At 71.3% G+C, this 22,851-nt stretch carries 18 protein-coding genes; 2 read left to right on the top strand and 16 right to left on the bottom strand.

What is annotated here, in order from left to right:
- Nucleotides 1-2: 2 nt before the first annotated feature.
- From QF034_RS34320 to QF034_RS34245, 16 genes are all read right to left on the bottom strand, one after another.
- Nucleotides 3-923: a TatD family hydrolase gene (locus QF034_RS34320; RefSeq protein WP_307178565.1), complete on the bottom strand. Its 921-nt coding sequence runs from the start codon at nucleotides 921-923 to the stop codon at nucleotides 3-5.
- Nucleotides 923-1,678, bottom strand: a complete 756-nt coding sequence (locus tag QF034_RS34315; protein WP_307178564.1) for an EboA domain-containing protein — start codon at nucleotides 1,676-1,678, stop codon at nucleotides 923-925. The genes QF034_RS34320 and QF034_RS34315 overlap by 1 nt, the downstream gene beginning before the upstream one ends.
- Nucleotides 1,675-2,646: a sugar phosphate isomerase/epimerase family protein gene (locus QF034_RS34310; RefSeq protein ID WP_307178563.1), complete on the bottom strand. Its 972-nt coding sequence runs from the start codon at nucleotides 2,644-2,646 to the stop codon at nucleotides 1,675-1,677. Before QF034_RS34310 ends, QF034_RS34315 begins: the two co-directional genes overlap by 4 nt.
- Nucleotides 2,643-3,548, bottom strand: a complete 906-nt coding sequence (locus QF034_RS34305) for an SCO3242 family prenyltransferase (RefSeq protein WP_307180042.1) — start codon at nucleotides 3,546-3,548, stop codon at nucleotides 2,643-2,645. Before QF034_RS34305 ends, QF034_RS34310 begins: the two co-directional genes overlap by 4 nt.
- A 131-nt stretch (nucleotides 3,549-3,679) precedes the next feature.
- Nucleotides 3,680-4,894 carry an inositol-3-phosphate synthase gene (locus QF034_RS34300; RefSeq protein WP_307178562.1) on the bottom strand — a complete coding sequence of 405 codons (1,215 nt, stop codon included), beginning with the start codon at nucleotides 4,892-4,894 and terminating at the stop codon, nucleotides 3,680-3,682.
- A gap of 92 nt (nucleotides 4,895-4,986) precedes the next feature.
- Complete coding sequence (locus tag QF034_RS34295) at nucleotides 4,987-8,709, bottom strand: ThuA domain-containing protein (protein WP_307178561.1); 3,723 nt, start codon at nucleotides 8,707-8,709, stop codon at nucleotides 4,987-4,989.
- A 265-nt stretch (nucleotides 8,710-8,974) separates the two neighbouring features.
- Nucleotides 8,975-9,973: a sugar phosphate isomerase/epimerase family protein gene (locus QF034_RS34290; RefSeq protein WP_307178560.1), complete on the bottom strand. Its 999-nt coding sequence runs from the start codon at nucleotides 9,971-9,973 to the stop codon at nucleotides 8,975-8,977.
- Between the two features lie 14 nt (nucleotides 9,974-9,987).
- Entirely contained in the window at nucleotides 9,988-11,199 is a 1,212-nt protein-coding gene (locus tag QF034_RS34285) for a Gfo/Idh/MocA family protein (protein ID WP_307178559.1), read from the bottom strand.
- A gap of 59 nt (nucleotides 11,200-11,258) precedes the next feature.
- On the bottom strand, nucleotides 11,259-12,305 hold the full coding sequence (locus QF034_RS34280; protein WP_307178558.1) for a substrate-binding domain-containing protein: 1,047 nt from the start codon (nucleotides 12,303-12,305) through the stop codon (nucleotides 11,259-11,261).
- Between the two features lie 17 nt (nucleotides 12,306-12,322).
- Nucleotides 12,323-13,342: an ABC transporter permease gene (locus QF034_RS34275; RefSeq protein WP_307178557.1), complete on the bottom strand. Its 1,020-nt coding sequence runs from the start codon at nucleotides 13,340-13,342 to the stop codon at nucleotides 12,323-12,325.
- A complete protein-coding gene (locus tag QF034_RS34270; protein ID WP_307178556.1) occupies nucleotides 13,339-14,856 on the bottom strand; it encodes a sugar ABC transporter ATP-binding protein in 1,518 nt (505 codons plus the stop codon). The genes QF034_RS34275 and QF034_RS34270 overlap by 4 nt, the downstream gene beginning before the upstream one ends.
- A gap of 109 nt (nucleotides 14,857-14,965) precedes the next feature.
- Nucleotides 14,966-16,147, bottom strand: coding sequence for an ROK family transcriptional regulator (locus QF034_RS34265; protein WP_307178555.1), 1,182 nt, complete (start codon nucleotides 16,145-16,147; stop codon nucleotides 14,966-14,968).
- A gap of 199 nt (nucleotides 16,148-16,346) precedes the next feature.
- A complete protein-coding gene (locus QF034_RS34260; RefSeq protein WP_306961516.1) occupies nucleotides 16,347-17,024 on the bottom strand; it encodes a GntR family transcriptional regulator in 678 nt (225 codons plus the stop codon).
- Nucleotides 17,025-17,172: 148 nt separating this feature from the next.
- On the bottom strand, nucleotides 17,173-18,111 hold the full coding sequence (locus QF034_RS34255; RefSeq protein ID WP_086563328.1) for a beta-ketoacyl-ACP synthase III: 939 nt from the start codon (nucleotides 18,109-18,111) through the stop codon (nucleotides 17,173-17,175).
- 162 nt (nucleotides 18,112-18,273) lie between these two features.
- Nucleotides 18,274-18,414, bottom strand: coding sequence for an MFS transporter small subunit (locus QF034_RS34250; protein ID WP_020276538.1), 141 nt, complete (start codon nucleotides 18,412-18,414; stop codon nucleotides 18,274-18,276).
- A complete protein-coding gene (locus tag QF034_RS34245; RefSeq protein WP_307178554.1) occupies nucleotides 18,383-19,714 on the bottom strand; it encodes an OFA family MFS transporter in 1,332 nt (443 codons plus the stop codon). Before QF034_RS34245 ends, QF034_RS34250 begins: the two co-directional genes overlap by 32 nt.
- 238 nt (nucleotides 19,715-19,952) lie before the next feature.
- Here QF034_RS34245 and QF034_RS34240 point away from each other — a divergent pair, with 238 nt between their 5' ends.
- Together QF034_RS34240 and QF034_RS34235 are read left to right on the top strand one after the other, a co-directional pair.
- On the top strand, nucleotides 19,953-20,924 hold the full coding sequence (locus QF034_RS34240; protein ID WP_307178553.1) for a 2-dehydropantoate 2-reductase: 972 nt from the start codon (nucleotides 19,953-19,955) through the stop codon (nucleotides 20,922-20,924).
- Complete coding sequence (locus tag QF034_RS34235) at nucleotides 20,921-22,846, top strand: molybdopterin oxidoreductase family protein (protein ID WP_307178552.1); 1,926 nt, start codon at nucleotides 20,921-20,923, stop codon at nucleotides 22,844-22,846. The genes QF034_RS34240 and QF034_RS34235 overlap by 4 nt, the downstream gene beginning before the upstream one ends.
- Nucleotides 22,847-22,851: the final 5 nt, after the last annotated feature.

Genomic DNA, 22,851 nt, shown 5'->3' with positions numbered 1-22,851 from the left:
GTTCACGCCCCCGCGGCGGAGACGCGGGCCGGTTCGTCGCCGTCTCCCGGGCCGGGGTCCGGCTCCCGCGGCTCCAACGGGGCGCCGCGGAGGATGGAGTTGCCCTCGTGGGTGGCCTCGGTGCCGGTGACGTCGAGGTTCAGGCGGCCGCTGAGCCCGTAGAAGGCGACGGGGTTGCGCCACAGCACCTGGTCGACGTCGTCCTCGCCGAAGCCCTCGGCCAGCATCAGGTCGCCGACCTTGCGGGTCTTCAGGGGGTCGCTCTTTCCCCAGTCGGCGGCGGAGTTGACCAGGACCTGCTCGGGGCCGAAGGCGCGCAGGATCGCGATCATCCGCTCCTCGTCCATCTTGGTGTCCGGATAGACGGAGAAGCCCAGCCAGCAGCCGCTGTCCTTGGCCTCCTTGACGGTCGTCTCGTTGAGGTGGTCGACCAGGACGCGTTCGGGGGGCAGTGCGGACTCCCGGACGACGTCGAGGGTGCGGCGCAGACCGGCGAGCTTGTCGCGGTGCGGGGTGTGCACGAGGGCGGGCAGTCCGTGGTCGGCGGCGAGCTGGAGCTGGGCGGCGAGGGCGGTGTCCTCGGCGGGGGTCATGGAGTCGTAGCCGATCTCGCCGACGGCCACGACGTTGTCCTTGACGAGATACCGGGGCAGTGCGTCGAGGACGGGCACACAGCGCGGGTCGTTCGCCTCCTTGGGGTTGAGCGCCAGTGTGCAGTGGTGGGCGATGCCGTACTGGGCGGCGCGGAACGGCTCCCAGCCCAGGAGGGCGTCGAAGTAGTCGAGGAAGGAGGCGGGCGAGGTGCGGGGCTGGCCGAGCCAGAAGGAGGGCTCGACGACGGCGCGGACACCGGCGGCGTGCATGGCCTCGTAGTCGTCCGTGGTGCGGGACGTCATGTGGATGTGGGGGTCGAAGATGCGCATCAGGACTCCTTGCCGTGGGGGTGGTCCGTGCCGGGGGCGGGGGTCACGGACTCGGTCAGGTCCAGGACGCGGTACAGGTCCTCGGGGACGGTGCGGCCGGCGGCGGTGCGTTCGGCGGCGTAGTCGCCCAGCATGCGGGCGAGTTCACCGTCGCCCCGGGCACGCCGGGGCAGATCCGCCACGTGGTCGACGGGGACGCCGGTGAACAGGCACTTCAGCACGGCGTGGCGCCAGTCGTGCGCGGCCAGGTGCCGGGCGGCGTACGGGCCGACGGCGGCGGTGAGGAGCCGCGTGTCGTTGGTGCGCAGGGCGTCCTCGACGAGCGGGAGGGCGCCGGGGCCGGACACGAGGTGGGGCAGGGCGTGCAGGACGGCGCGGCGCTCGTCGGCGGTGCCCTGGAAGTACACCCGGGTCAGGGCGTCGGTACCGGCACGGGCCGCGTCGAGGATGAGGACGCGTGCGGCGTCGGCGTAGGCGGCACCGCAGCGCCGGCCGGCCTCGGCGAGGCGCAGTTCCCACGCGGAGATGGGCCCGTGGATGCCGGGGTGGGCGGCTGCCTCGTCGAGGGCGTGCTCGAGCCAGGTGCGCGCGGCGGGGTCGAGGTGGGCGGTGAGGTGGCGGCGGAGGTCGTCCAGGGAGGAAGTGAGGGCGGTGTCAAGGGTGGGATGGGCGGTGTGGGTGTTGTGGGCCTGGGTGTCCTGGGCGTCCTGGGAGCCGTCGGTTCTCGCTGCTGGTGTGGTGCGGGGGCGGGTCATGGGGTGCTGCTCCCTTCAGGGGCGGTGGAGGGAGCGCCGTGGGGTGGCGCGGTTTGCCGGCGGGCCGGAGCGGGGTGCGGCGAGGCGGTGGCCGCGGTCCGCTCGGCGTGGCGGAGGAACGGGAGGGAGTGGCCGGCGTAGTGAGGGCCGGCGTGGGAGTGGCGGGGCAGTTCGACGACGGCCAGACCCTGGTAGCCGGTGGCGGCGAGGGCCGCCAGGACCGGCGGGAAGTCGATCTCCCCGTCCCCGAAGGGGAGGTGCTCGTGGACGCCGCGCCGCATGTCCTCGATCTGGACGTGCCGCAGCCAGGGTGCGGCGGCGCGCACGCAGTCGGCGGGAGAGAGGGGTTCCAGGCACTGGCAGTGGCCGATGTCGAGGGTGAGACCGAGCGGTTCGGGGTCGCCGAGGATGCGGCGGAGGTGGTGGAAGTCGTCCAGGGTGGCGAGGAGGTGACCCGGTTCGGGCTCGACGGCGAGCGGAACGCCGGCGGACGCGGCGGCGTCCAGGACGGGCGTGAGGCTCTCGGCCAGGCGCTTCCATGCGGTGTCCGTGTCGGTGCCGTCCGGGACGATCCCGCTGAAGCAGTGGACCGCGTGGGCGCCGAGGTCGGTCGCGACCCGCACGGCACGCAGGAGGAGGTCGGCGCGGCGGGCCCGGTCGCCGGGGTCCGGGTCCAGCAGGGAGGGGCCGTGCTTGCGGCGCGGGTCGAGCACATACCGGGCGCCCGTCTCCACGGTGACACCCAGCCCGAGGGCGTCCAGCCGGTGCGCGACCCGGCGGGTGCGGGCGGCGAGGTCGGGGGCGAGCGGGTCGAGGTGCATGTGGTCGAGGGTCAGCCCGACGCCGTCGTATCCGAGGTCGGCGAGGAGGGAGAGCGCGTCGTCCAGCCGGAGGTCGGCAAGGCCGTTGGTGCCGTAGCCGAAGCGGAGGGACCGGCGGGCGTCGAGGGGAGAGGTCCCTGGATTCACGTCACACTCACCTTCTTCGCGAACCGCGCTCCCAGCGGGGTCAGGGCCGCGATGAGGAGGGCCGTGGCCGTGCCCTTGGAGCGGGCGGTCAGGGTGGCCTGGAGGGGGATCGTGGCGCGGATGCCGGCACCGACGGCTCGTTGGGTGAGCGGAGGTGAGGGGTTGAGCGTGGCGTGGAAGTAGGGGCGGGCGGTGGCCGCGACGTAAGCGGCCGCGAGGGCGGTGGTGAGGTGTGCCGTGGGTTTCCGGCCGAGCACAGCTCCTGGAGGCGGAGTCGCTCGTGGCCCGAGAAGGCCATGAGCGGCTGCCCCCCGGTGGTCCGACGGGCGGTGCGTCACCACACGGGCCAGCAGGGCGGTCGTCGCGAGGGCCGCCAGGGGGGCCAGGGGTGAGCCGCCCTGGGCCTCCTGGCGGGAGACCGTCGTGACGGCCAGGGTGTGAGTGCCGAGGAGGGCGGCGGAGGGCAGGGCCTGGCGGGTACGGCCGGTGGTGGCCGCGGCTCCCAGGAGCAGGTCCAGTCCGCGGGCCGCGCCCATGGCCACGGGTCCGGCGGGCGTGTGCTTCAGGCCCAGGTCGTACGCCCAGACGGTCGCCGCCAGGGGTGCGGCGACGGCCAGGGCCGGGCGGCCGGCGCGGGCGGCCAGGGTCAAGCCGGCCGCGGTGAGGGCGCAGGCCGCGGTCAGTGCGGCGGACGGTCGGATGCGGCCGGAGGGCAGGGGGCGGTGCGGGCGTTCGACGGCGTCGACGTCGCGGTCCGCCCAGTCGTTGAGGGCCATGCCGGCCTCGTACAGGCAGAGGGAGGAAGCAATGGCGAGCACGGTTCGGAGGTTGGGCGGTGCGCCGGTCGCGGCCGTGCCGGCGAGGGCGTCGCCTGGCACACTGAACAGGGCGGGCAGGCGCAGGAGTTCGGCCCAGGCGCGTCGTCGGTGCGCACGGCCGGCAGCTCCGCAGGACGCCGTGCGGCAGGAGTTCTTTTCCGTGGCGGCGTCCCCCGCACCGTCCCGGTCTGCCGGATGCTGCTCGCGACGTCCCGTCACGGCCGGTCCCCCGTCCCGCGCGCCTCCCGCGCCGGATGGGCGGCCCCGTGTGCGGCGTCCTCCCGTTCGGCTGCTCCCTCCCCCGCCTCTCCCTCCCGGAGCCTCCCCGCGAACCGGATCAGTGCCTCGTACTGCTCGGCCAGGCCCGAGGGCGCGTCCCCGACCGGGTCCTTGAAGTAGAAGGCGAGGGCGTCGAGGGGACCGGACAGGCCCGCCTCGTGGGCCCGGGCGGTCAGGCGGGCGAGGTCGAGGACGAGGGGGGCCGCCAGGGCGGAGTCGCAGCCCTGCCAGGTGGTCTGGAGGACCATGCGGGTGCCGAGGAAGCCGTCGAAGGCGATGTGGTCCCAGGCGGTCTTCCAGTCGCCGAGGGCGGGGACGTCGTCGATGTGGGTCTCGCCCTCGGGGGTGGTGCCGAGGGTGTCGGTGAGGACGCGTTCCTTGCCGGCGTTCTTGGCCGCCGCGGCGGCCGGGTCGGCCAGGGCGGCGCCGTCGCCGCCGCCGAGCAGGTTCGTACCGGACCAGGCGCGGACGGTCAGGGCCCGCTGGGCGAACATCGGGCCGAGAACCGAGCGCAGCAGGGTCTGGCCGGTCTTGCCGTCGCGCCCTGCGTACGGCAGGCCGCTCCGTTCGGCCTCGCGGGCGGCGACAGGGTGGTGCATGCCCTCGGAGGGGGTGAAATTGACGTAGGGGCAGCCCGCGCGCAGGGCCGCCAGCGCGTAGAGGGTGCTGGGCGGCAGCGAGGCGTCGGGACCCTGGGACGCGGGTTCGGTGGAGGCGACGTTCACCACCACGGCCCGCTCCAGTTCATGCCGGTGTACGAAGTCGCGTATGTCGTCGGCGAAGGCCGTGATCAGTTCGGCCTCGCTCCTGGTGTCCCCCGGAGTGGGGCCACCCGGCCTGATCTCCCGGTCGGCGGCGGTGAGTTCGGCGGCGACCGCGGTGGCGACGCCCGGCGGGAGGACGCCGCCGGCGGTCAGGGTCTCGGCGTGTTTGGGCAGGGGGCAGTCGACGGTGTCGTGGCCGCCGAAGACGAGGTCGGACAGCGCGGGCAGACCGCTGTCGGTGAACGCCGGTGTCTCGGTCACCATGCCGGTGGGCGGGTGCAGCCCCGCGGCGACGGCGGCGCACCCCGTGACGACGGTGGTGGCGACGGAGCCGCGGGCTCCGATCAGCCACACCCCCACACGCGGTCGGGAGAGGGACGCGGACATGGGCAGCCTCCTGATCGTGCGCGAACCCGGGGGGGGGGGGGGAGGGACGGGAGACGGCGGGCGGAGGTCCGGCGTCCCCCGCCCGCCGCCGTTCAGTCGCCCGTGACGGGCAGTTCCTTCAACTGGATGTTGCGGAAGGAGACCTGGTCGTCGGCGCCATGGTTCTGGAGGCCGATGTAGCCGTCGGTCAGGCTCCGCTGGGGGTCCTTGTTGGTGAAGTCGTTGATCCTGACTCCGTTGAGGAACACCTGGAGGCGTTCGCCCTGGACCTTGATCTCGTAGGAGTTCCACTGGCCGGGCGGCCGCAGAACCTGGTCACGGGCCTTGATGTTCGCCGACTTGAACGAGTAGACGGAGCCCGTGGTGCGGTCGGCCGCGTCCGTGGCGTCGATCTGGATCTCGTAGCCCTTGTTCACCGCGGACCAGGGGTCGTCGGAGGCCGGGAAGCCCACGAAGATCCCGGAGTTGTCGTCGCCCCTCATCTTCCAGTCGAGCTTGAGCGAGTACGACTTCAACTCCTTGGCCTGGTACCAGAGCAGGCCCATGCCGCCCTCGGACTCCAGGGTGCCGTCCTTGACGTTGAACGTGCCGGGGCCGGCCTGCTTCCAGCCGTCCAGGGTCTGGCCGTTGAAGATCTTCCGGTAGTCCTTGCCGGGCTTGCAGTCCGCCTTCACCTGGCCGGTGGCGTACTGCAGACCGCCGAGCAGATGGGCGCGGAAGGCCTCGTCGGCGTAGGACTCCTTGGTGTGGCCGCCGCCGGTGTAGAAGGACCGGCCGCCGCCGTAGGTCTGGCACCAGGCGATCGGGTGGTCGCCCTTCATGGTGCCGCCCTGGTAGGTGGTCTCGTCCAGGGTGGCGAGGACCTTGGCCTGCTCGCGCGGGTTGGTGCGGTAGTTGTACCACTCGTCCGTGCGCTCCCAGGCGTCGCCCAGGTGCGCGGTCGACGGGTGGTCGTGGTCCTCGACGCGGACCGTGGCCTTCTGGATGGCCGGGTGCGAGTCGAACCAGGCGCCGACGAGGCCGCCGTAGAACTCCCAGTCGTACTCGGTGTCGGCGGCGGCGTGGATGCCCATGTAGCCGCCGCCGTTCTTGACGTAGTTCTCGAACGCCTTCTGCTGCTCGGCGTTGAGCACGTCACCGGTGGTGGACAGGAAGGCCACCGCGTCGTACTTGGCGAGGTTGGCGGTGGTGAACTGCTTGGCCTCCTCGGTGGCGTCGACCGTGATGCCGGCGGGGCCGCCGAGCTCCTTCAGCGCGGTGATGCCGGCCGGGATGGAGTCGTGGCGGAATCCGGCGGTCTTGGAGAAGACCAGGACCTTCTTGCCGCCCTTGAACGGCTCCTTGGAGAACTCGAAGTCGTCCAGGTCGAACAGGGCGCCCTCGCCGCCCTTGAAGACCAGGTAGATGTCCGTGGTCTTCTTGGGGAGCGACCGCAGCGGCACGTCGACGTTCTGGAAGGTCTCCCAGCCGCCGGTCGGCGGGATGTACGCCGATCCGTGCAGCGGACCGTCGGGCGAGCCGGTGCGCAGTTCGATGAAGCCGCCCTCGCCGCCGGAGGAGGCCCGCACGGTCATCTTCTTCTGCCCGTCGAACCGGTAGGGGGAGAAGGAGATCCAGTCGCCGTCGTTGATGTCGCCGACGGTCTTGCCGCCGTTGGCGCCGGTCTTCTCGATCACCGACACGCCCGACTGGGTGGTGAAGTGCTCGCCCTGGCGGTGCAGCGGCTGGAGCACGGTGCGGGCGGTGCCGGTCAGGGCTTCCTGGCCGTTCGCCCCGCCGTCGGTGTAGCTGGCGCCGACGACGCCGTAGATGTCGGCGTTGGGGTCGTGGCCGCCGTCACCGGCGGGCGGCTTCAGGGTGCCCTCGCAGCCCATCTCGCTGGTCAGCTCGTGGGCGTGGGAGTCGTGGCCGAGGCTGTAGACGACCTTGACCTTGGAGCAGTCGATCGTCTCCTCGGGGTCCGTGACGGTCACCTTGAACGGGACGGGCTTGCCGAATTCGGCCAGGGTGCCGTTGCCGGGGACGTCGATCCTCACCTTGGGCTCGGTGTTGCCGACCACGATCCGGACGCTGGCGTTGCCCGTGTTGCCCTCGGGGTCCTTGGCGGTGAAGGTGGCGCTGTAGGTGCCGACCTTCTTGTACTTGTGGGTGGGGTTGAGGCCCTCGCCCTTGGTGCCGTCACCGAAGTCCCAGCTGTAGGTGAGGTCCGGGGAGTCGGCGTCCTTGGCGGAACCGGTGAACGTGACCTTCAGGCCGGCCGCCCCGGACGTCTTGTCGGCGCTCACCTCGGCGATCGGCGAGAAGCCGTCCTCGGCGTTCTCGATCCGGTACAGCGCGGAGTCCTTGTCGCCCTGGAACCAGGACAGGCCGTAGTCGAGGACGTAGAGCGCGCCGTCGGGGCCGAACTCCATGTCCATGATCTGGGTGCCGGTCCACGGGAAGTCGTTGATCTTCGCGACGGAGCCGTCGTCGTTCTGCTCGATCCGTTTGATCCAGCGGCGGCCGAACTCACCGGCGAAGAAGTCGCCGTCGTACGCCTCGGGGAACTTCACGCTGGAGTCGAGCTCGGGGTCGTAGCGGTAGACCGGGCCGGCCATCGGGGACTCGGAGCCGGTGCCGAACTCGGGCACGGAGCCGTCGTCGTAGGGGATCCAGGCGGCCTGCGCGGGCGGCAGGTCGACCAGGCCCGTGTTGTACGGCGAGGTGTTCTTCGGGGCGTTGCAGTCGAACTTCTCGCCGGACTCCTTGGTGGCGAAGTCGTAGTCGACGTAGGCGTCGTTGTCACCGGTGCAGAAGGGCCAGCCGAAGTTGGCCGCCTTGGTCACCTTGGCGAACTCGACCTGTCCTGCCGGGCCGCGCTTGGGGTCGGCGGCGCCCGCGTCGGGGCCGTAGTCGCCGACGTACACGATGCCGGTCTTGTCGTCGACGCTCATCCGGAACGGGTTGCGGAAGCCCATCGCGTAGATCTCGGGACGGGTCTTCTCCGTGCCCGGGGCGAAGAGGTTGCCCGCCGGGACCGTGTACGAGCCGTCCTCGGCGACCTTGATGCGGAGGATCTTGCCGCGCAGGTCGTTGGTGTTGCCGGCGCTGCGGCGGGCGTCGAAGGCCGGGTTGCGGCCCTCGCGGTCGTCGATCGGCGTGTAGCCCTCGGAGGCGAAGGGGTTGGTGTCGTCGCCGGTCGACAGGTAGAGGTTGCCGTCCGCGTCGAAGTCGATGTCGCCGCCGACGTGGCAGCAGGTGCCGCGGGAGGCCGCGACATCGAGGACCTTCTTCTCACTGGCCATGTCCAGCGTGCCGTTGGCCTTGAGGACGAAGCGGGAGAGGCGGTTGACGCCGTCGAACTTCTTGAAGTCCTCGGCGGTGCCGGTCTCCGGGGCATCGCCCGCGGGGGTGTCGAGCGGCGGGGCGTAGTAGAGGTAGATCGCCCGGTTGTTCTTGAAGTCCGGGTCGATGCCGACGCCTTGGAGGCCTTCCTCGTCGTGGCTGTAGACGGGGATCTTGCCGGCGACCTTGGTGACACCGCCCTGGTCGGTGAGGCGCAGCGTGCCGTCGCGGGATGTGTGCAGGACGCTGCGGTCCGGGAGCACGGCGAGCGACATCGGCTCGCCCGTCTCGGGTTCGCCCTTGGCGAGCGGCACCTGCTGGAACTGGCCCTCCGCGGCAGCGGGTTCGTCCTGTTCCGCTTGGACGGGCTGGGCGCCGGCGACGGTCGCCGGGGTGCCCACGGCCAGCAGCAGGCCGGTGAACAGGGCGGCGGCGGTGCGAAGCCCGGGACGCCTGGGGATGCGGGTGCTTCTTGGTCTGGTTCTGTGCACGAAGTCCCTCCGGGAACGGGGGTGGGCCGTACGGAATGGGTGCGATGACGTGCGGTGCGGGCGCCGGGGTGCGCCGTCACCCCGGAGGTACGTGTGTCCTGAACGCTTCAAGGAAGGTAACCGCGTCCGTCCGGGGCGAACACCCCTTGGATCAGGATCGGTTGGTCTTTCCCCGAGCCCAGGACAAAGCAGGATCCGGGCAGGTCGGAGGGGGGACCGGCGGTGGAACCGGTCCCCGTCGCCGACCAGCGCCGAGTGCGGTGGTTCAGCGGTTGAACGCGGCGTCGAAGGACGCGCTGGGCGGCTCGAAGTCGTAGGCCTTGAGGCGGGTCAGCGCCTCGGGCGCCCCCTGGAGCCGGTCCATGCCGGCGTCCTCCCACTCGACCGAGACCGGGCCCTGGTAGCCGATGGAGCGCAGCATCCGGAAGACGTCCTCCCAGGGGACGTCACCGTGCCCGGCGGAGACGAAGTCCCAGCCGCGCCGGGGGTCGCCCCAGGGCAGGTGGGAGCCGAGCCGGCCGTTGCGTCCGTCGAGGCGCTTGCGGGCCTCCTTGCAGTCGACGTGGTAGATGCGGTCGCGGAAGTCCCAGAGGAAGCCGACCGGGTCGAGGTCCTGCCACACGAAGTGGCTGGGGTCGAAGTTGAGGCCGAAGGCGGGGCGCCGGTCGACGGCTTCGAGGGCCCGCTGCGTGGTCCAGTAGTCGTAGGCGATCTCGCTGGGGTGGACCTCGTGGGCGAACCGCACGCCCTCCGCGTCGAAGACGTCCAGGATCGGGTTCCAGCGGTCGGCGAAGTCCTGGTAGCCGCGTTCGATCATCGCCTCGGGGGCGGGCGGGAACATGGCGACCAGGTGCCAGATGGCGGATCCGGTGAAGCCGATGACGGTGTCGACGCCGAAGGCGGCCGCGGCGCGCGCGGTGTCCTTCATACGGGCCGCGGCCCGCTGCCGGACCCCTTCCGGGTCGCCGTCGCCCCACACCTGTCCCGGCAGGATCGCCTGGTGGCGTTCGTCGATGATGGCGTCGCAGACCGCCTGGCCGGCCAGGTGGTTGGAGACGGCCCAGCACTTGAGGCCGTACTTGTCGAGCAAGGCCCGACGGCCGTCGAGATACCCAGGGTCGGAGAGTGCCTTGTCGACTTCGAAGTGATCGCCCCAGCAGGCGAGTTCGAGCCCGTCGTAACCGAAGTCGCGGGCGAGCCGGCAGACCTCCTCCAGCGGCAGGTCGGCCCACTGGCCGGTGAACAGCGTGAACGTACGCGGCATGCGCGTCAGCCTCCTCAGACCGCGATCGGGGTGTAGACGGAGTTCTTCTCGGCGCTCTCCTCCACGGCCGCGAGCACGCGCTGCACCTGGAGCCCGTCGGCGAAGGAGGGTTCGGGGCGGCGGCCCTCGGCGATGGCGTGGACGAGGTCGCGGGCCTGGTGGACGAAGGTGTGCTCGTAGCCGAGGCCGTGGCCGGGCGGCCACCAGGCGTCCAGGTAGGGGTGGTCGGGTTCGGTGACGAGGATGCGGCGGAAGCCGGCCTCCGCCCCGGGTTCGGTGCCGTCGTGGAAGGACAGCTCGTTGAGCCGCTCCAGGTCGAAGGCGAGCGAGCCGCGCTCCCCGTTGAGTTCGATGCGCAGGGCGTTCTTGCGGCCGGTGGCGTAGCGGGTGGCCTCGAAGGAGGCGAGGGCGCCGGAGGGGAAACGGGCCGTGAACAGGGCGGCGTCGTCCACCGTGACCTCCCCCGTGCCGGCGGACGAGACGGCGGACAGGCCGCTGGTGGCGCCGGTGGGCAGGGGCCGCCGGCGTACGAAGGTCTCCGTCAGCGCGGAGACGCCGGCCAGCCGCTCCCCCACGAGGTACTGCGCGAGGTCGATGATGTGCGCGCCCAGGTCGCCGAGCGAGCCCGAGCCGGCCTGCTCCTTGCGCAGCCGCCAGGTCAGCGGGAACTGCGGGTCGACCAGCCAGTCCTGGAGGTACGTCACGCGCACGTGCCGCAGTGCGCCCAGGCGGCCCTCGGCGACCATGCGGCGGGCCTGGGCGGTGGCCGGGACCCGGCGGTAGTTGAAGCCGACCATTGCGATCTGTCCGCGCCGGTACGCCTCTTCGGCGGCCCGCACCATCGAGGTGGCTTCCTCGACGGTGTTGGCGAGGGGTTTCTCGCACAGGACGTGCTTGCCGGCGGCGAGGGCGGCGAGGGCGATCTCGGCGTGGCTGTCGCCAGGGGTGCAGATGTCGACGAGGTCGATGTCGTCGCGTTCGACGAGGGCGCGCCAGTCGGTCTCGGTGGACGCCCAGCCGTGGCGGTCGGCCGCCGCCCGGACGGCGGTGGCGTCCCGGCCGCAGATCACGGCCTGCACGGGGTTCAGCGGCAGGTCGAAGACACGGCCGGCGGTGCGCCAGCCCTGGGAGTGGGCGGCGCCCATGAAGGCGTAGCCCACCATCCCCACGCGCAGGGGTGGCTTGCCTGCCTCGGTCCCATCTGACTGCGCTTGCGGCTGTCCCATACGGGTGTCCTCCTCGTCCTGGTCGGGGTGGCGCACGTGGGGGGTGCGGGCGGAACCGGTCACCGGAAGCCGGTGGGCATGTACTGGTCGACGTTGGTCTTGTCGACGACGGCCGAGTAGAGCGTGATCGACGACGGGATCTCGAACTCGGCCAGGCCGCCGATGCCCTTGCCCTGGCCGAGGGCGCGGGCGAGGTCGATCGCGGAGGCGGCCATGGTGGGCGGGTAGAGGACGGTCGCCTTCAGCACGCCGTCGTCCTGCTTGATGGCCTGGAAGGCGGACAGGGCGCCCGCGCCGCCGACCATCAGGAAGTCGTCGCGCCCGGCCTGCTCGATGGCGCGCAGCGCGCCCACGCCCTGGTCGTCGTCGTGGTTCCACAGGGCGTCGAACTTCGACTGGGCCTGGAGCAGTTGGGCCATCTTGGCCTGCCCGGACTCGACCGTGAACTCGGCGGCCTGGCGGGCGACCTTCTTGATGTTGGGGTAGTTCTTGAGGGCGTCGTCGAATCCCTGGGTGCGCTGCTTGGTCAGCTCCAGGTTGTCCAGGCCGGCCAGCTCGATGACGCGGGCGTCGGACTTCCCCTTGAGCTTCTCGCCGATGTAGTGCCCGGCGTTGAGGCCCATGCCGTAGTTGTCGCCACCGATCCAGCAGCGGTAGGCCTGCGGGGTGTTGAAGATCCGGTCGAGGTTGACGACCGGGATGCCCGCGCGCATCGCCTTCAGGCCGACCTGGGTGAGGGCCTTTCCGTCGGCGGGGAGCACGACCAGGACGTCGACCTTCTTGTTGATGAGGGTCTCGATCTGGCCGATCTGCTGGGCGGTGTCGTTGGAGCCCTCGGTGATCTCCAGGGTGACGTCGGAGTACTTCTCGGCGCGGCTCTTGGCGTTGTCGTTGATGGCGTTGAGCCAGCCGTGGTCGGCCTGCGGTCCGGCGAAGCCGATGGTGACCTGCTTGCCGGGCTTGTCGTCGGCGGCGGGCTGGTCGTTCCCGGCCGGCTCGTCCTTGGAGTCGGAGGGCTCGTTGCTCGTGCAGCCCGTGAGGAGGGCACCGGCGGAGACGGCGGCGGCCCCGAAGAGCAGTCCTCTGCGGCTCGTGATCTCGGTCATGGCGGTGAACCCTTTCCTCAGGTCGTGCTCGCGGTACGGCGCTGGACCAGCACGGCGGCGACGATGATCGCGCCCTTGGCGATCTGCTGGACGTCGCTCTGCAGGTTGTTCAGGGCGAAGATGTTGGTGATCGTGGTGAAGATCAGGACGCCGAGCACGGAGCCGGTGATGGTGCCCCGGCCGCCGGTCAGCAGGGTGCCGCCGATGATCGCGGCCGCGATGGCGTCGAGTTCGTAGAGGTTGCCGTTGGTGTTCTGGCCGGAGCCGGACAGGACGATCAGCAGGAAGGCGGCGATGCCGCAGCACAGTCCGGACAGCAGGTAGAGGTAGAGCCGCTGGCGGCGGACGTCGATGCCGGCGAGCCGGGCGGCCTCCGGGTTGCCGCCGACGGCGACCGTGCGGCGTCCGAAGGTGGTGCGGTTGAGCACCAGCCAGCCGATGACCGTCACGACCGCGAAGACCAGCACCAGGGGCGGGACGCCGAGGATGTACGCGTCGCGTTCGCCCAGGTCGAGGACGGACGGCACGGTCACGATCTGTGTCTTGCCATCGGTGATCTGCAGGGCGAGGCCGCGGGCGGAGGCCAGCATGGCGAGGGTGGCGATGAACGGCACCATCGCGCCGTAGGCGATGAGCACCCCGTTGACCAGGCCGCAGCCGACTCCGACGACGACCGCCGTGAACAGGATGCCGGCGAAGCCGTACTCCTGGGTGGCCACCGTGGTCGCCCATACGGAGGCGAGGGCGACGATCGCGCCGACCGACAGGTCGATGCCGCCGGAGACGATGACGAAGGTCATGCCGACGGTGACGACGCCGATCACGGACGCCTGGGTGAGGACGAGTTGCAGGTTGCGGGTGTCGAGGAACTCGTCGGGCTTGGTGATGCCGCCGATGATGACCAGCACGGCGAGCACGCCGAGCAGGGAGAGGGTGCGGACGTCGCTGCGGGCCAGCAGGCCGCGCCAGGCGGTGGGCCGGTCCTGGGGCACCTTGTCGGTGATGCTGTCCCGCGGCGGGGAGACGGGCTGCGTCATGACGCCGGACTTCCTTCCATGACCAGGTCGAGTACGCGGTGTTCGTCGAGTTCGCGCGCGGGTGCCGTGTGGACGACACGGCCCTCGCGCAGCACCAGGACGCGGTCGGCGAGGCCGAGCACCTCGGGCACCTCGCTGGAGACCAGCAGCACGGCCAGGCCCTCGTCGGCCAGCCGGCGGACGACCGCGTAGAGCTCGGCGCGGGCGCCGACGTCGACGCCGCGGGTGGGTTCGTCGAGCAGCAGCACCTTGCAGCCGCGCAGCAGCCAGCGGGCGAGGACGGCTTTCTGCTGGTTGCCGCCGGACAGGGTGCGCACGGGCACCGACGGGTTGTCGGGCCGGAGCGACAGCTCGCGGGTCGCGGCCCGGGCGGCACCGAGTTCGGCGCCCCGGTCGATCCAGCCGCCGCGCGAGAAGCGGGACATGGAGGAGACCGACACATTGCGGGTGACGGACTCCAGCATCAGCAGTGCCTGCGCCTTGCGTTCCTCGGGGGCGAGCCCGAGTCCGGCCCGGACGGCGGCCCGGACGCTGCCCGGCTTCAAGGGCCGCCCGTCCACCAGCACCTGACCGGACGTCGGCTTCCTGGCGCCGTAGACGGTCTCCAGGATCTCGGAGCGGCCCGAGCCGACGAGTCCGGCGAGGCCGACGATCTCGCCCGGCCGTACCTCAAGGTCCAGAGGCTCGAACTCCCCTTGCCGCGACAGTCCTTGGACCTTCAGCACGGGTTCGCCGGGCGGCGGGGAGACGGGCCGGTCGGGGAAGACGTACTCGACGTTGCGGCCCGTCATCAGCGCGACGACCTCGCGGGTCGGTGTGGTCTTCGCGGGCAGTCCGTTCGCCACGGCCCGCCCGTCCTTCAGCACGGTCACCCGGTCGCCGATGCGCCGGATCTCCTCCAGGCGGTGCGAGATGTAGACGACGGCGACACCGGCGGCGGTGAGGGCGCCGACGATACGGAAGAGGTTGTCGACCTCGTCCGGGTCGAGGGCGGCGGACGGTTCGTCCATCACGATGAGCCGCACGTCGTGGGAGAGCGCCCGGGCCATGGACACGATCTGCTGCTGCGCCGCCGACAACTCCCCGACCAGGCGGGACGGGTCGATCTCCGGATGACCGAGTCGCCCCAGCAGAGCGGTTGCCGACTCCTTCGCGGCCTTCCCCCGGACGACGAACCCGGCGGTGGTCGGCTCGTGGCCCAGGTGGACGTTCTCGGCGACCGACAGGTGTTCCACCAGGTCGAGTTCCTGGTAGATGGTGGCGATGCCGAGGCGCATGGCGGCGATCGGCGAGCGGAGCGTGACGGCCTCGCCGCGCCAGCGGATCTCGCCGGTGTCGGGCTGGTGGGCGCCGGCCAGGACCTTGATGAGGGTCGACTTCCCGGCGCCGTTCTGGCCGAGCAGGCAGTGCACCTCACCGGCCTGGACGTCGAGGTCGACGCCGTCGAGGGCCCGGACTCCGGGGAACGACTTGGTGATGCCGGACATACTGAGCAGCGGTGGTTCTGGTGCCATGAGGTCCCCTTGGCGGGCGTGCGGGCCGGTTTCAGGGCAGGGCGAAGCAGGGCGCTGTGCTGGTACGCCGTACGGAACTGGGTGCTTACGCGGGTGAGAAACTGAGTGCTTAAGCGGGTGAGAACAGGTGGTCGCTGATGAGCCGGGCCGCGCCGATGACTCCGGCGGCGGGTCCCAACTCGCCCAGGACGATGGGCAGATTGCCGGTCGCGAGGGGCAGGGACTGGCGGTAGACCTGGGTGCGGATCGCGGCGAGCAGGGTGTGGCCGAGGCCGGTCACACCGCCGCCGATCACCACCAGGCCCGGGTTGAAGAAGCTGACCAGGCCGGCGATGACCTGGCCGGTGCGGTTGCCGCCCTCGCGGATCAGGTCGAGTGCGGTGGCGTCGCCGGCGGCGGCCGCGGCGGCGACGTCGACGGCGGTGAGGCCGCCGTTGGTCTCCAGCCGCGAGGCCAGTTCGGCGGAGAGCCCCTGCTGGGCGGCCTCCGTGGCGTCGCGGGCGAGGGCCGCCCCGCTGAAGTGGGCCTCCAGGCAGCCCCGGTTGCCGCAGGCGCAGGGGCGGCCGTCGGGCACGGCCTGGATGTGCCCGATGTCACCGGCGCTGCCCGTCGTACCGCGGTAGACCTCACCGCCGACGACGATGCCGCAGCCGATGCCCGTGCCGATCTTGACGCAGAGGAAGTCGGCGACGGTGCGGGCGACGCCCGCGTGCTGCTCCCCCATCGCCATGAGGTTCACGTCGTTGTCGACCATGACCGGACAGCCGAGTTCCTGGCTGAGCGCCTCCCGCACGGGGAAGCCGTCCCAGCCCGGCATGATCGGCGGGGCCACCGGGACGCCCTCGGGGAAGCGGACCGGGCCCGGGACGCCGATGCCGGCGCCGTCGAACCCCTCCGCGAGCCCCGAGGCCTTCAGCTTGGCGGCCATGGCCAGGACCTGCTCGAAGACCGCGACCGGGCCCTCGCGCACGTCCATGGGGTGGTTGATGTGCCCGAGGGTCTCCAGTTCGGCGTTGGTTACGGCGACGTCGACCGAGGTCGCGCCGATGTCGACGCCGAGGAAGCGCAGCCCGGGGTTGAGCCGGATGTTGTGGGAGCGGCGGCCGCCGCGCGAGGCGGCGAGTCCGTCGGCCACGACCAGCCCCGTCTCCAGCAGCCGGTCCACCTCCACGGCGAGCTTGGACCGCGAGAGGTCGACCTGGTCGCCCAGCTGGGCCCGGGAGTTGGGGCCGCCGTCGCGCAACAGCTTGAGCAGTCGGGCCTGGTGGGCGTTTCCGGGTCGTGCGGTCATACGTCTCACGAGCCCCTCCCCGCCTCAATCGGCCTGTGCGCGCCGGTTTTCCGCCACATCAGTGGCTTGCTTTCGGAGGGAACGTAGCAGCGGCCGCCGAAGGTGGGAAGAAGTCGCGCAGGAATTGCCCTCCACTTTTTCCACTCACAGGACAAAGGGAGGGATGCACACGGAGACGGGACCGGCCGTCGGCTGAGGCCTACGAACCCGCTCGCGCGTGGTACGACCGCCTCGTGTGTTCGGTGTGTTCGCGCATCAGGTGGGTGGCCCGCTGTTCGTCGCGGTCGGTGATCGCGGCGATGAGCGCGCGGTGTTCGATCCAGGACTGGTGGCCTCGTTGGCGGGCGACCGGCGTGTAGTACCAGCGGACGCGGCGGTCGACCTGGGCGGCCAGTTCGGCGAGGACGGCGTTGCCGGCGAGCTCCATGATCTTCGCGTGGAACCGGGCGTTCATGGCGACGGCCCCGTCCACGTCGTCGGCCTCGACGGCCTTCTCGCCCTCCGCGCACAGCGCTTCCAGCGCGGCGATGCCGGCCTTGTCCGCGCCCGCCGCGGCGAGCCGGGCCGCCTCGGCCTCCAGGAGCGTACGGACCGTGAGGAGCTGGTCGGCCTCCTCCTCCGTCGGCTCGTGGACGAACGCGCCCTGGGCGGGCCGCAGATCGACCCATCCCTCGGTGTTGAGCCGCTGCAACGCCTCGCGCACCGGCTGCCGGGAGACCCCCAGATGCCCGGCGAGTTCGCTCTCCACGAGATGCTGACCGGGCTGGAGGGCGCGGGTGGTGATGAGTTCGAGCAGTGCCTCGTAGACACGGTCGCGCAGCGGACCCGGGCGTTCCAGCTTGGGTACCGCCCCTTGGGGCAGGCCTGTCGACAGCATCGCGGTCCCCCTCCTCGGCAGGGCCGTGCACAGCGCGGCGGACGCCGGTGTCGCCGTAGCGTCAGTATCGATTGTCTTTCGTCTACAGTCTACGGCGCACAAGAGCCAGGACTTCGGCGAGTTGACCGCGTCACACCGCGGCGCGGCCTCACGGGCAGCGGACGACCTGCCCCGCGTACGACAGGTTCCCGCCGAAGCCGAACAGCAGGACCGGGTCGCCCGTGGTGATCGCGCCCTGTTCGACCAGCTTGGACAGGGCGAGCGGGATGCTCGCGGCCGAGGTGTTGCCGGACTCCGTGACGTCGCGCGCGACGACCGCGTTCACGGCGCCGATCTTCTCCGCGAGCGGTTCGATGATGCGCAGATTGGCCTGATGCAGTACGACGGCGGCGAGGTCCGCCGGCGTCAGCCCGGCCCGCTCGCACGCCCGCCGCGCGATGGGCGGCAGCTGCGTCGTGGCCCAGCGGTAGACGCTCTGCCCCTCCTGCGCGAAACGCGGCGGCGTGCCCTCGATCCGCACGGCGTTGCCCATCTCGGGCACCGAACCCCACAGCACCGGTCCGATGGCGGGCTCGTCGGCGGCCTCCACGACCGCGGCTCCGGCCCCGTCACCGACGAGCACGCAGGTCGTGCGGTCGCTCCAGTCGGTCACGTCGGACATCTTGTCGGCCCCGATGACCAGGGCCCGGCTCGCGCCCCCCGCGCGGACGGCGTGGTCGGCGGTGGCCAGGGCGTGGGTGAAGCCGGCGCACACCACGTTGAGGTCCATCGTGGCGGCCTGCGGGACGGCCAGCCGGGCCGCGACCCGGGCGGCCGTGTTGGGCGAGCGGTCGACGGCGGTGGAGGTGGCGACCAGCACCAGGTCGATGTCGGCGGGGGTCAGCCCGGCCGCCGCGAGGGCCTTGGCGGCGGCGTGGGCGGCCAGCTCGTCGACGGGTTCGTCGGGGCCGGCGATGTGGCGGGTACGGATGCCCACCCGGCTCCTGATCCACTCGTCACTGGTGTCCACCAGGCCCGCCAGGTCCTCGTTCGTGAGCACCTTGGCGGGCTGGTAGTGGCCGACGGCGGCGATGCGCGAGCCGTTCATGTGGGCGGTCCCCCTCGTTGGAACGTGGGCAGCGGGATCCACCAGTCTGATCAGTGACTCGCGGGTACGACGGCAGGCAAGGCGACAGGAAACAGGTGCCCGCGTTGTCAGCTTCGGTCAGGACCTCGGACGACCGAGCACCTGACGCCTGACGCCTGACGCCTAGCCGGTGAACAGCTGGGTCGCCTTGCGGACCAGCTCGTACAGCCCGTAGGCGAGCGGCAGGCCCACCCACACCCAGGCGAAGGCGATCAGCCACCGCCGGTCCGGGCTAGGCGGACTCTGACTGCTGTCGCTGGACATGCGCGGCCTCCTTCGGTGCCGGGACGTGATGACGCGGGTGGACGGGCCGGACGAGTTCGTTGGCGACGAAGCCGACGACGAGCAGCCCGATCATGATGACGAACGACAGCCCGTACAGGGACGCGCCGTGCCGGCCCGCTTCCTCCTGGCGGTCGGCGATCCAGTTGACGATGAGCGGCCCGAGCACGCCCGCCGTGGACCAGGCGGTGAGCAGCCGCCCGTGGATGGCGCCGACCTGGTAGGTGCCGAACAGGTCCTTCAGATACGCCGGTACGGTCGCGAAGCCGCCGCCGTAGAAGGACAGGATCACCAGCGCGCACAGGACGAACAGCGGCTTGGAGGAGTCGCCGAACAGGGCGATGAGCGCGTACATCAGCGCGCCGACGCCCAGATAGACGCGGTAGATGTTCTTGCGGCCGATCAGGTCGGACGTCGACGACCAGCCGATGCGGCCCGCCATGTTCGCCGCCGACAGCAGCGCGACGAAGCCGGCGGCGGCCGTGACCGAGACCGGCGTGGAGGATTCCGCGAAGAAATCCGTGATCATCGGGGCGGCCTTCTCCAGGATGCCGATGCCGGCGGTGACGTTCATGCAGAGCACGATCCACAGGCACCAGAACTGCGGAGTGCGCACCGCGCTGCGGGCCGACACCTGCGGCCCGGCGAGCACGCTCGGCCCGCTCTCCACCGGCTTCTCCGTGCGCGGAACCCGGACCAGGAGCACACCCAGCAGCATGAAGACCGCGTACGTCAGCCCGTGCACGAGGAAGGCCAGGGCGATCCCGGAGCTGTCGCCGCCGAACGACTCCAGCATCTGCGCGGACCACGGCGAGGCGATCAGCGCACCGCCGCCGAAGCCCATGATGGCGATGCCGGTGGCCATGCCGGGCCGGTCCGGGAACCACTTGATCAGGGTGGAGACGGGTGAGATGTAGCCGATGCCGAGGCCGATGCCGCCGACGAAGCCGTAACCGAAAACGATCAGCCAGTACTGCTCCAGGGACGCGCCCAGCGCGGAGAGCAGGAAGCCGGACGAGAAGCAGACCAGGGCGACGGTCATCGCCCAGCGCGGGCCGTTGCGCTCGACGAGCGTGCCGCCGAACGCGGCGGACAGGCCCAGCATGACGATGCCCAGCTGGAAGGGCAGCGCGCTCTGGGTGCCGCTGAGGCCGAGCGCGGACTCCAGGGGCGGCTTGAACACGCTCCAGGCGTAGGCCTGGCCGATGGAGAGATGTACGGAGAGAGCGGCGGGCGGGACGAGCCAGCGGCTCCAGCCCGGGGGCGCGACTGGGGGACTCATGAATCCGGAACCGTAGGCATTCGCACGGGTGTTGAGAAGGCGGCGCGTCGACCGTATGCGGTGAGCGGTATCCGGCATGCGCCGAACGGTCACTGCACGGACCCTTGCTGACCCCCCGTCCATACTGTAGACAATATTCCGTCGACACAAGCCGGACGGCGCTCACTCGCCTGACGGCACTCACTCGCCCGACGGCAGTCACCTCCGCGGTATCCCTCAAACCGAACGGAGTGTTCCCGTGAAAGTCGCAGTTCTCGGCGCCGGTGCCATCGGCGCCTACGTCGGCGCCGCGCTCCACCGCGCGGGCGCCGATGTGCATCTCATCGCCCGTGGACCGCATCTGGCGGCCATGAGGCAGCACGGAGTCCGGGTGCGCAGCCCGCGCGGCGACTTCACCGCGCACCCCCACGCGACCGACGACCCGGCCGGGGTCGGCCCGGTCGACTACGTCTTCCTGGGCCTGAAGGCCAACGCGTACGCGGCGTGCGGGCCGCTCATCGCACCCTTGCTGGGCGACACGACGGCGATCGTGGCCGCCCAGAACGGCATCCCCTGGTGGTACTTCCACCGGCACGGCGGCCCCTACGACGGCCACCGCGTCGAGAGCGTGGACCCGGACGGCGCGGTCAGTGCGGTGCTCGCGCCCGAACGGGCCGTGGGATGCGTCGTCTACGCGGCGACCGAGCTCGAAGGGCCGGGTGTCGTGCGGCACCTGGAGGGCACGCGGTTCTCGATCGGCGAGCCCGACCGCAGCGTGTCCGCGCGGTGCCTGGCGCTCAGCGAGGCCATGCAGACGGGCGGCCTGAAGTGCCCGGTCGAACCGGAGCTGCGGGGCGACATCTGGCTCAAGCTGCTCGGCAACATCTCCTTCAACCCGATCAGCGCGCTGGCCCGCGCGACCATGCGGCAGATGTGCCTGCACGGCGGCACCCGCAGGGTCATCGAGATCATGATGACCGAGACGCTCGCGGTCGCGAACGCCCTCGGCTGCCAGGTCGGCGTCTCCATCGAGCGCCGGCTCGCGGGCGCCGAGCGGGTCGGCGACCACCGGACCTCCACGCTCCAGGACCTGGAGCGCGGCAAACCGCTCGAACTCGACGTACTCCTCGCGGCGGTCGTCGAGTTGGCGGACATCACCGGCGTGGAGGTGCCCACCCTGCGCACCGTGCACGCCATCTCGGACCTGCTCGCGCTGAGGAGCGCCGCATGAGCAAACGCGATCGAACCCCGAAGACCTACACGCGGCTCACCCATCCGCTGGTGAGGGACGCGCGCGACGAGCCCTTCCGCCGGGCGAGCTGGGAGGAGGCCCTGGACCGTGCGGCCCGGGGACTGGCCCGCAACCGCGGCGCGTTCGGCATGTTCTCCTGCGCCCGGGCCACGAACGAGATGAACTACGTCGCCCAGAAGTTCGCCCGGGTCGTCATGGGCACCAACAACGTCGACTCCTGCAACCGCACCTGTCACGCCCCGAGCGTGGCGGGCCTGTCGGCGGCGTTCGGCTCGGGCGGCGGGACGTCGTCGTACGAGGAGATCGAGCACACCGACGTCATCGTGATGTGGGGCTCCAACGCCCGTTTCGCGCATCCGATCTTCTTCCAGCACGTGCTGAAGGGGATCAGGAACGGCGCCCGGATGTACGCGGTCGATCCGCGCCGGACGTCGACCGCCGAGTGGGCGGAGAGCTGGCTGGGCCTCAACGTCGGTACGGACATCCCGATGGCACACGCGATCGGCCGCGAGATCATCCACGCGGGTCTCGCCAACGAGGCGTTCATCCAGCGGGCGACCACCGGCTTCGAGGAGTACAAGGCGCTGGTCGAGCCGTGGACGCTGTCGCTCGCCGAGAAGGTGACGGGCGTTCCGGCCGCCGCCATCCGCGAGCTGGCGCACGCCTACGCCCGCGCCGAGCGCGCCCAGTTGTGCTGGACGCTCGGCATCACCGAACACCACAACGGCACCGACAACGTCCGCGCCCTGATCAACCTGTCCCTGCTCACCGGGCACGTCGGCCGCTACGGCTCCGGCCTGCAACCCCTGCGCGGGCAGAACAACGTGCAGGGCGGCGGCGACATGGGCGCGATCCCCAACCGCCTGCCCGGCTTCCAGGACATCCTCGACCCGGACGTCCGGCTGAAGTTCGAGTCGGCCTGGGACACCGTCATCCAGCCGCACTACGGCCTGAACCTCACCGAGATGTTCGAGGCCATGGAGGACGGCACCCTCAAGGCCGTCTACTGCGTCGGCGAGAACCCCGCCCAGTCGGAGGCGGACAGCGAACAGGCCGTACGGCGGCTGAAGGCCCTCGACTTCCTGGTCGTCCAGGACATCTTCCTCACGAAGACGGCCGAGCTCGCGGACGTCGTCCTGCCGGCCACCGCCGGCTGGGCGGAGACCGACGGCACGACCACCAACAGCGAGCGGCGCGTGCAGCGCGTCCGCAAGGCCGTCACCCCGCCCGGGGAGGCCCGCGAGGACATCGACATCATCTGCGACCTCGCGGCCCGCCTCGGCCACGACTGGAAGTACGCCGACGCCGAGACCGTGTGGAACGAGCTCCGGTCCATCTCCCCCGACCACTACGGCATGACGTACGCGCGCCTGGAGGAGCACCAGGGCATCCAGTGGCCGTGTCCCAGCACCGACGGGCTCGAACCGACCTACCTGCACGGCCGGTTGTGGGAGCCCGACCCCGCCGAACGCGGTCCGCTCGCCCCCTTCGGGATCGTGCAGCACGACCCGCCCGTGGACCTCACCGACGAGGAGTACCCGATCCGGCTCACCACCGGGCGGCGCCTGGACTCGTACAACACCGGGGTGCAGAGCGGCGGTTACGCCTCGCCGCTGAGGCGCGGCGAGTACATCGAGCTGAGCCCGGAGGACGCCGAGCGCTACGGGGTGGTGGTCGGCGAGCAGGTGCAGGTCACCTCGCGGCGCGGGTCGGTGACCGCACCCGTGTGGGTGGACCCCGCGCTGCGGTCCGGGCTCGCCTTCATGACCATGCACTTCCCCGACGAGGTGGACACCAACGCGCTGACGATCGAGGCGAACTGCCCGATCGCGGGGACGGCGGAGTTCAAGGCGTCGGCGATCCGGATCGAGAAGCTGCCCATCGCGACCATCGTGGGGTGACGCAC

It is taken from the genome of Streptomyces africanus (genome assembly GCF_030816955.1).
GTDB lineage: Bacteria > Actinomycetota > Actinomycetes > Streptomycetales > Streptomycetaceae > Streptomyces > Streptomyces africanus.
The sequence above is the reverse complement of the archived record's forward strand: the minus strand, read 5'-3'. Positions and strand labels throughout refer to the sequence as shown.

What these genes read in the sequence shown, in the direction of transcription:
- QF034_RS34320 (WP_307178565.1), bottom strand. Translation starts at nt 923, where the DNA reads ATGCGCATCTTCGACCCCCACATCCACATGACGTCCCGCACCACGGAC.
- QF034_RS34315 (WP_307178564.1), bottom strand. Translation starts at nt 1,678, where the DNA reads ATGACCCGCCCCCGCACCACACCAGCAGCGAGAACCGACGGCTCCCAG.
- QF034_RS34300 (WP_307178562.1), bottom strand. Translation starts at nt 4,894, where the DNA reads ATGTCCGCGTCCCTCTCCCGACCGCGTGTGGGGGTGTGGCTGATCGGA.
- QF034_RS34290 (WP_307178560.1), bottom strand. Translation starts at nt 9,973, where the DNA reads ATGCCGCGTACGTTCACGCTGTTCACCGGCCAGTGGGCCGACCTGCCG.
- QF034_RS34285 (WP_307178559.1), bottom strand. Translation starts at nt 11,199, where the DNA reads ATGGGACAGCCGCAAGCGCAGTCAGATGGGACCGAGGCAGGCAAGCCA.
- QF034_RS34280 (WP_307178558.1), bottom strand. Translation starts at nt 12,305, where the DNA reads ATGACCGAGATCACGAGCCGCAGAGGACTGCTCTTCGGGGCCGCCGCC.
- QF034_RS34275 (WP_307178557.1), bottom strand. Translation starts at nt 13,342, where the DNA reads ATGACGCAGCCCGTCTCCCCGCCGCGGGACAGCATCACCGACAAGGTG.
- QF034_RS34270 (WP_307178556.1), bottom strand. Translation starts at nt 14,856, where the DNA reads ATGGCACCAGAACCACCGCTGCTCAGTATGTCCGGCATCACCAAGTCG.
- QF034_RS34265 (WP_307178555.1), bottom strand. Translation starts at nt 16,147, where the DNA reads ATGACCGCACGACCCGGAAACGCCCACCAGGCCCGACTGCTCAAGCTG.
- QF034_RS34260 (WP_306961516.1), bottom strand. Translation starts at nt 17,024, where the DNA reads ATGCTGTCGACAGGCCTGCCCCAAGGGGCGGTACCCAAGCTGGAACGC.
- QF034_RS34255 (WP_086563328.1), bottom strand. Translation starts at nt 18,111, where the DNA reads ATGAACGGCTCGCGCATCGCCGCCGTCGGCCACTACCAGCCCGCCAAG.
- QF034_RS34250 (WP_020276538.1), bottom strand. Translation starts at nt 18,414, where the DNA reads ATGTCCAGCGACAGCAGTCAGAGTCCGCCTAGCCCGGACCGGCGGTGG.
- QF034_RS34245 (WP_307178554.1), bottom strand. Translation starts at nt 19,714, where the DNA reads ATGAGTCCCCCAGTCGCGCCCCCGGGCTGGAGCCGCTGGCTCGTCCCG.
- QF034_RS34235 (WP_307178552.1), top strand. Translation starts at nt 20,921, where the DNA reads ATGAGCAAACGCGATCGAACCCCGAAGACCTACACGCGGCTCACCCAT.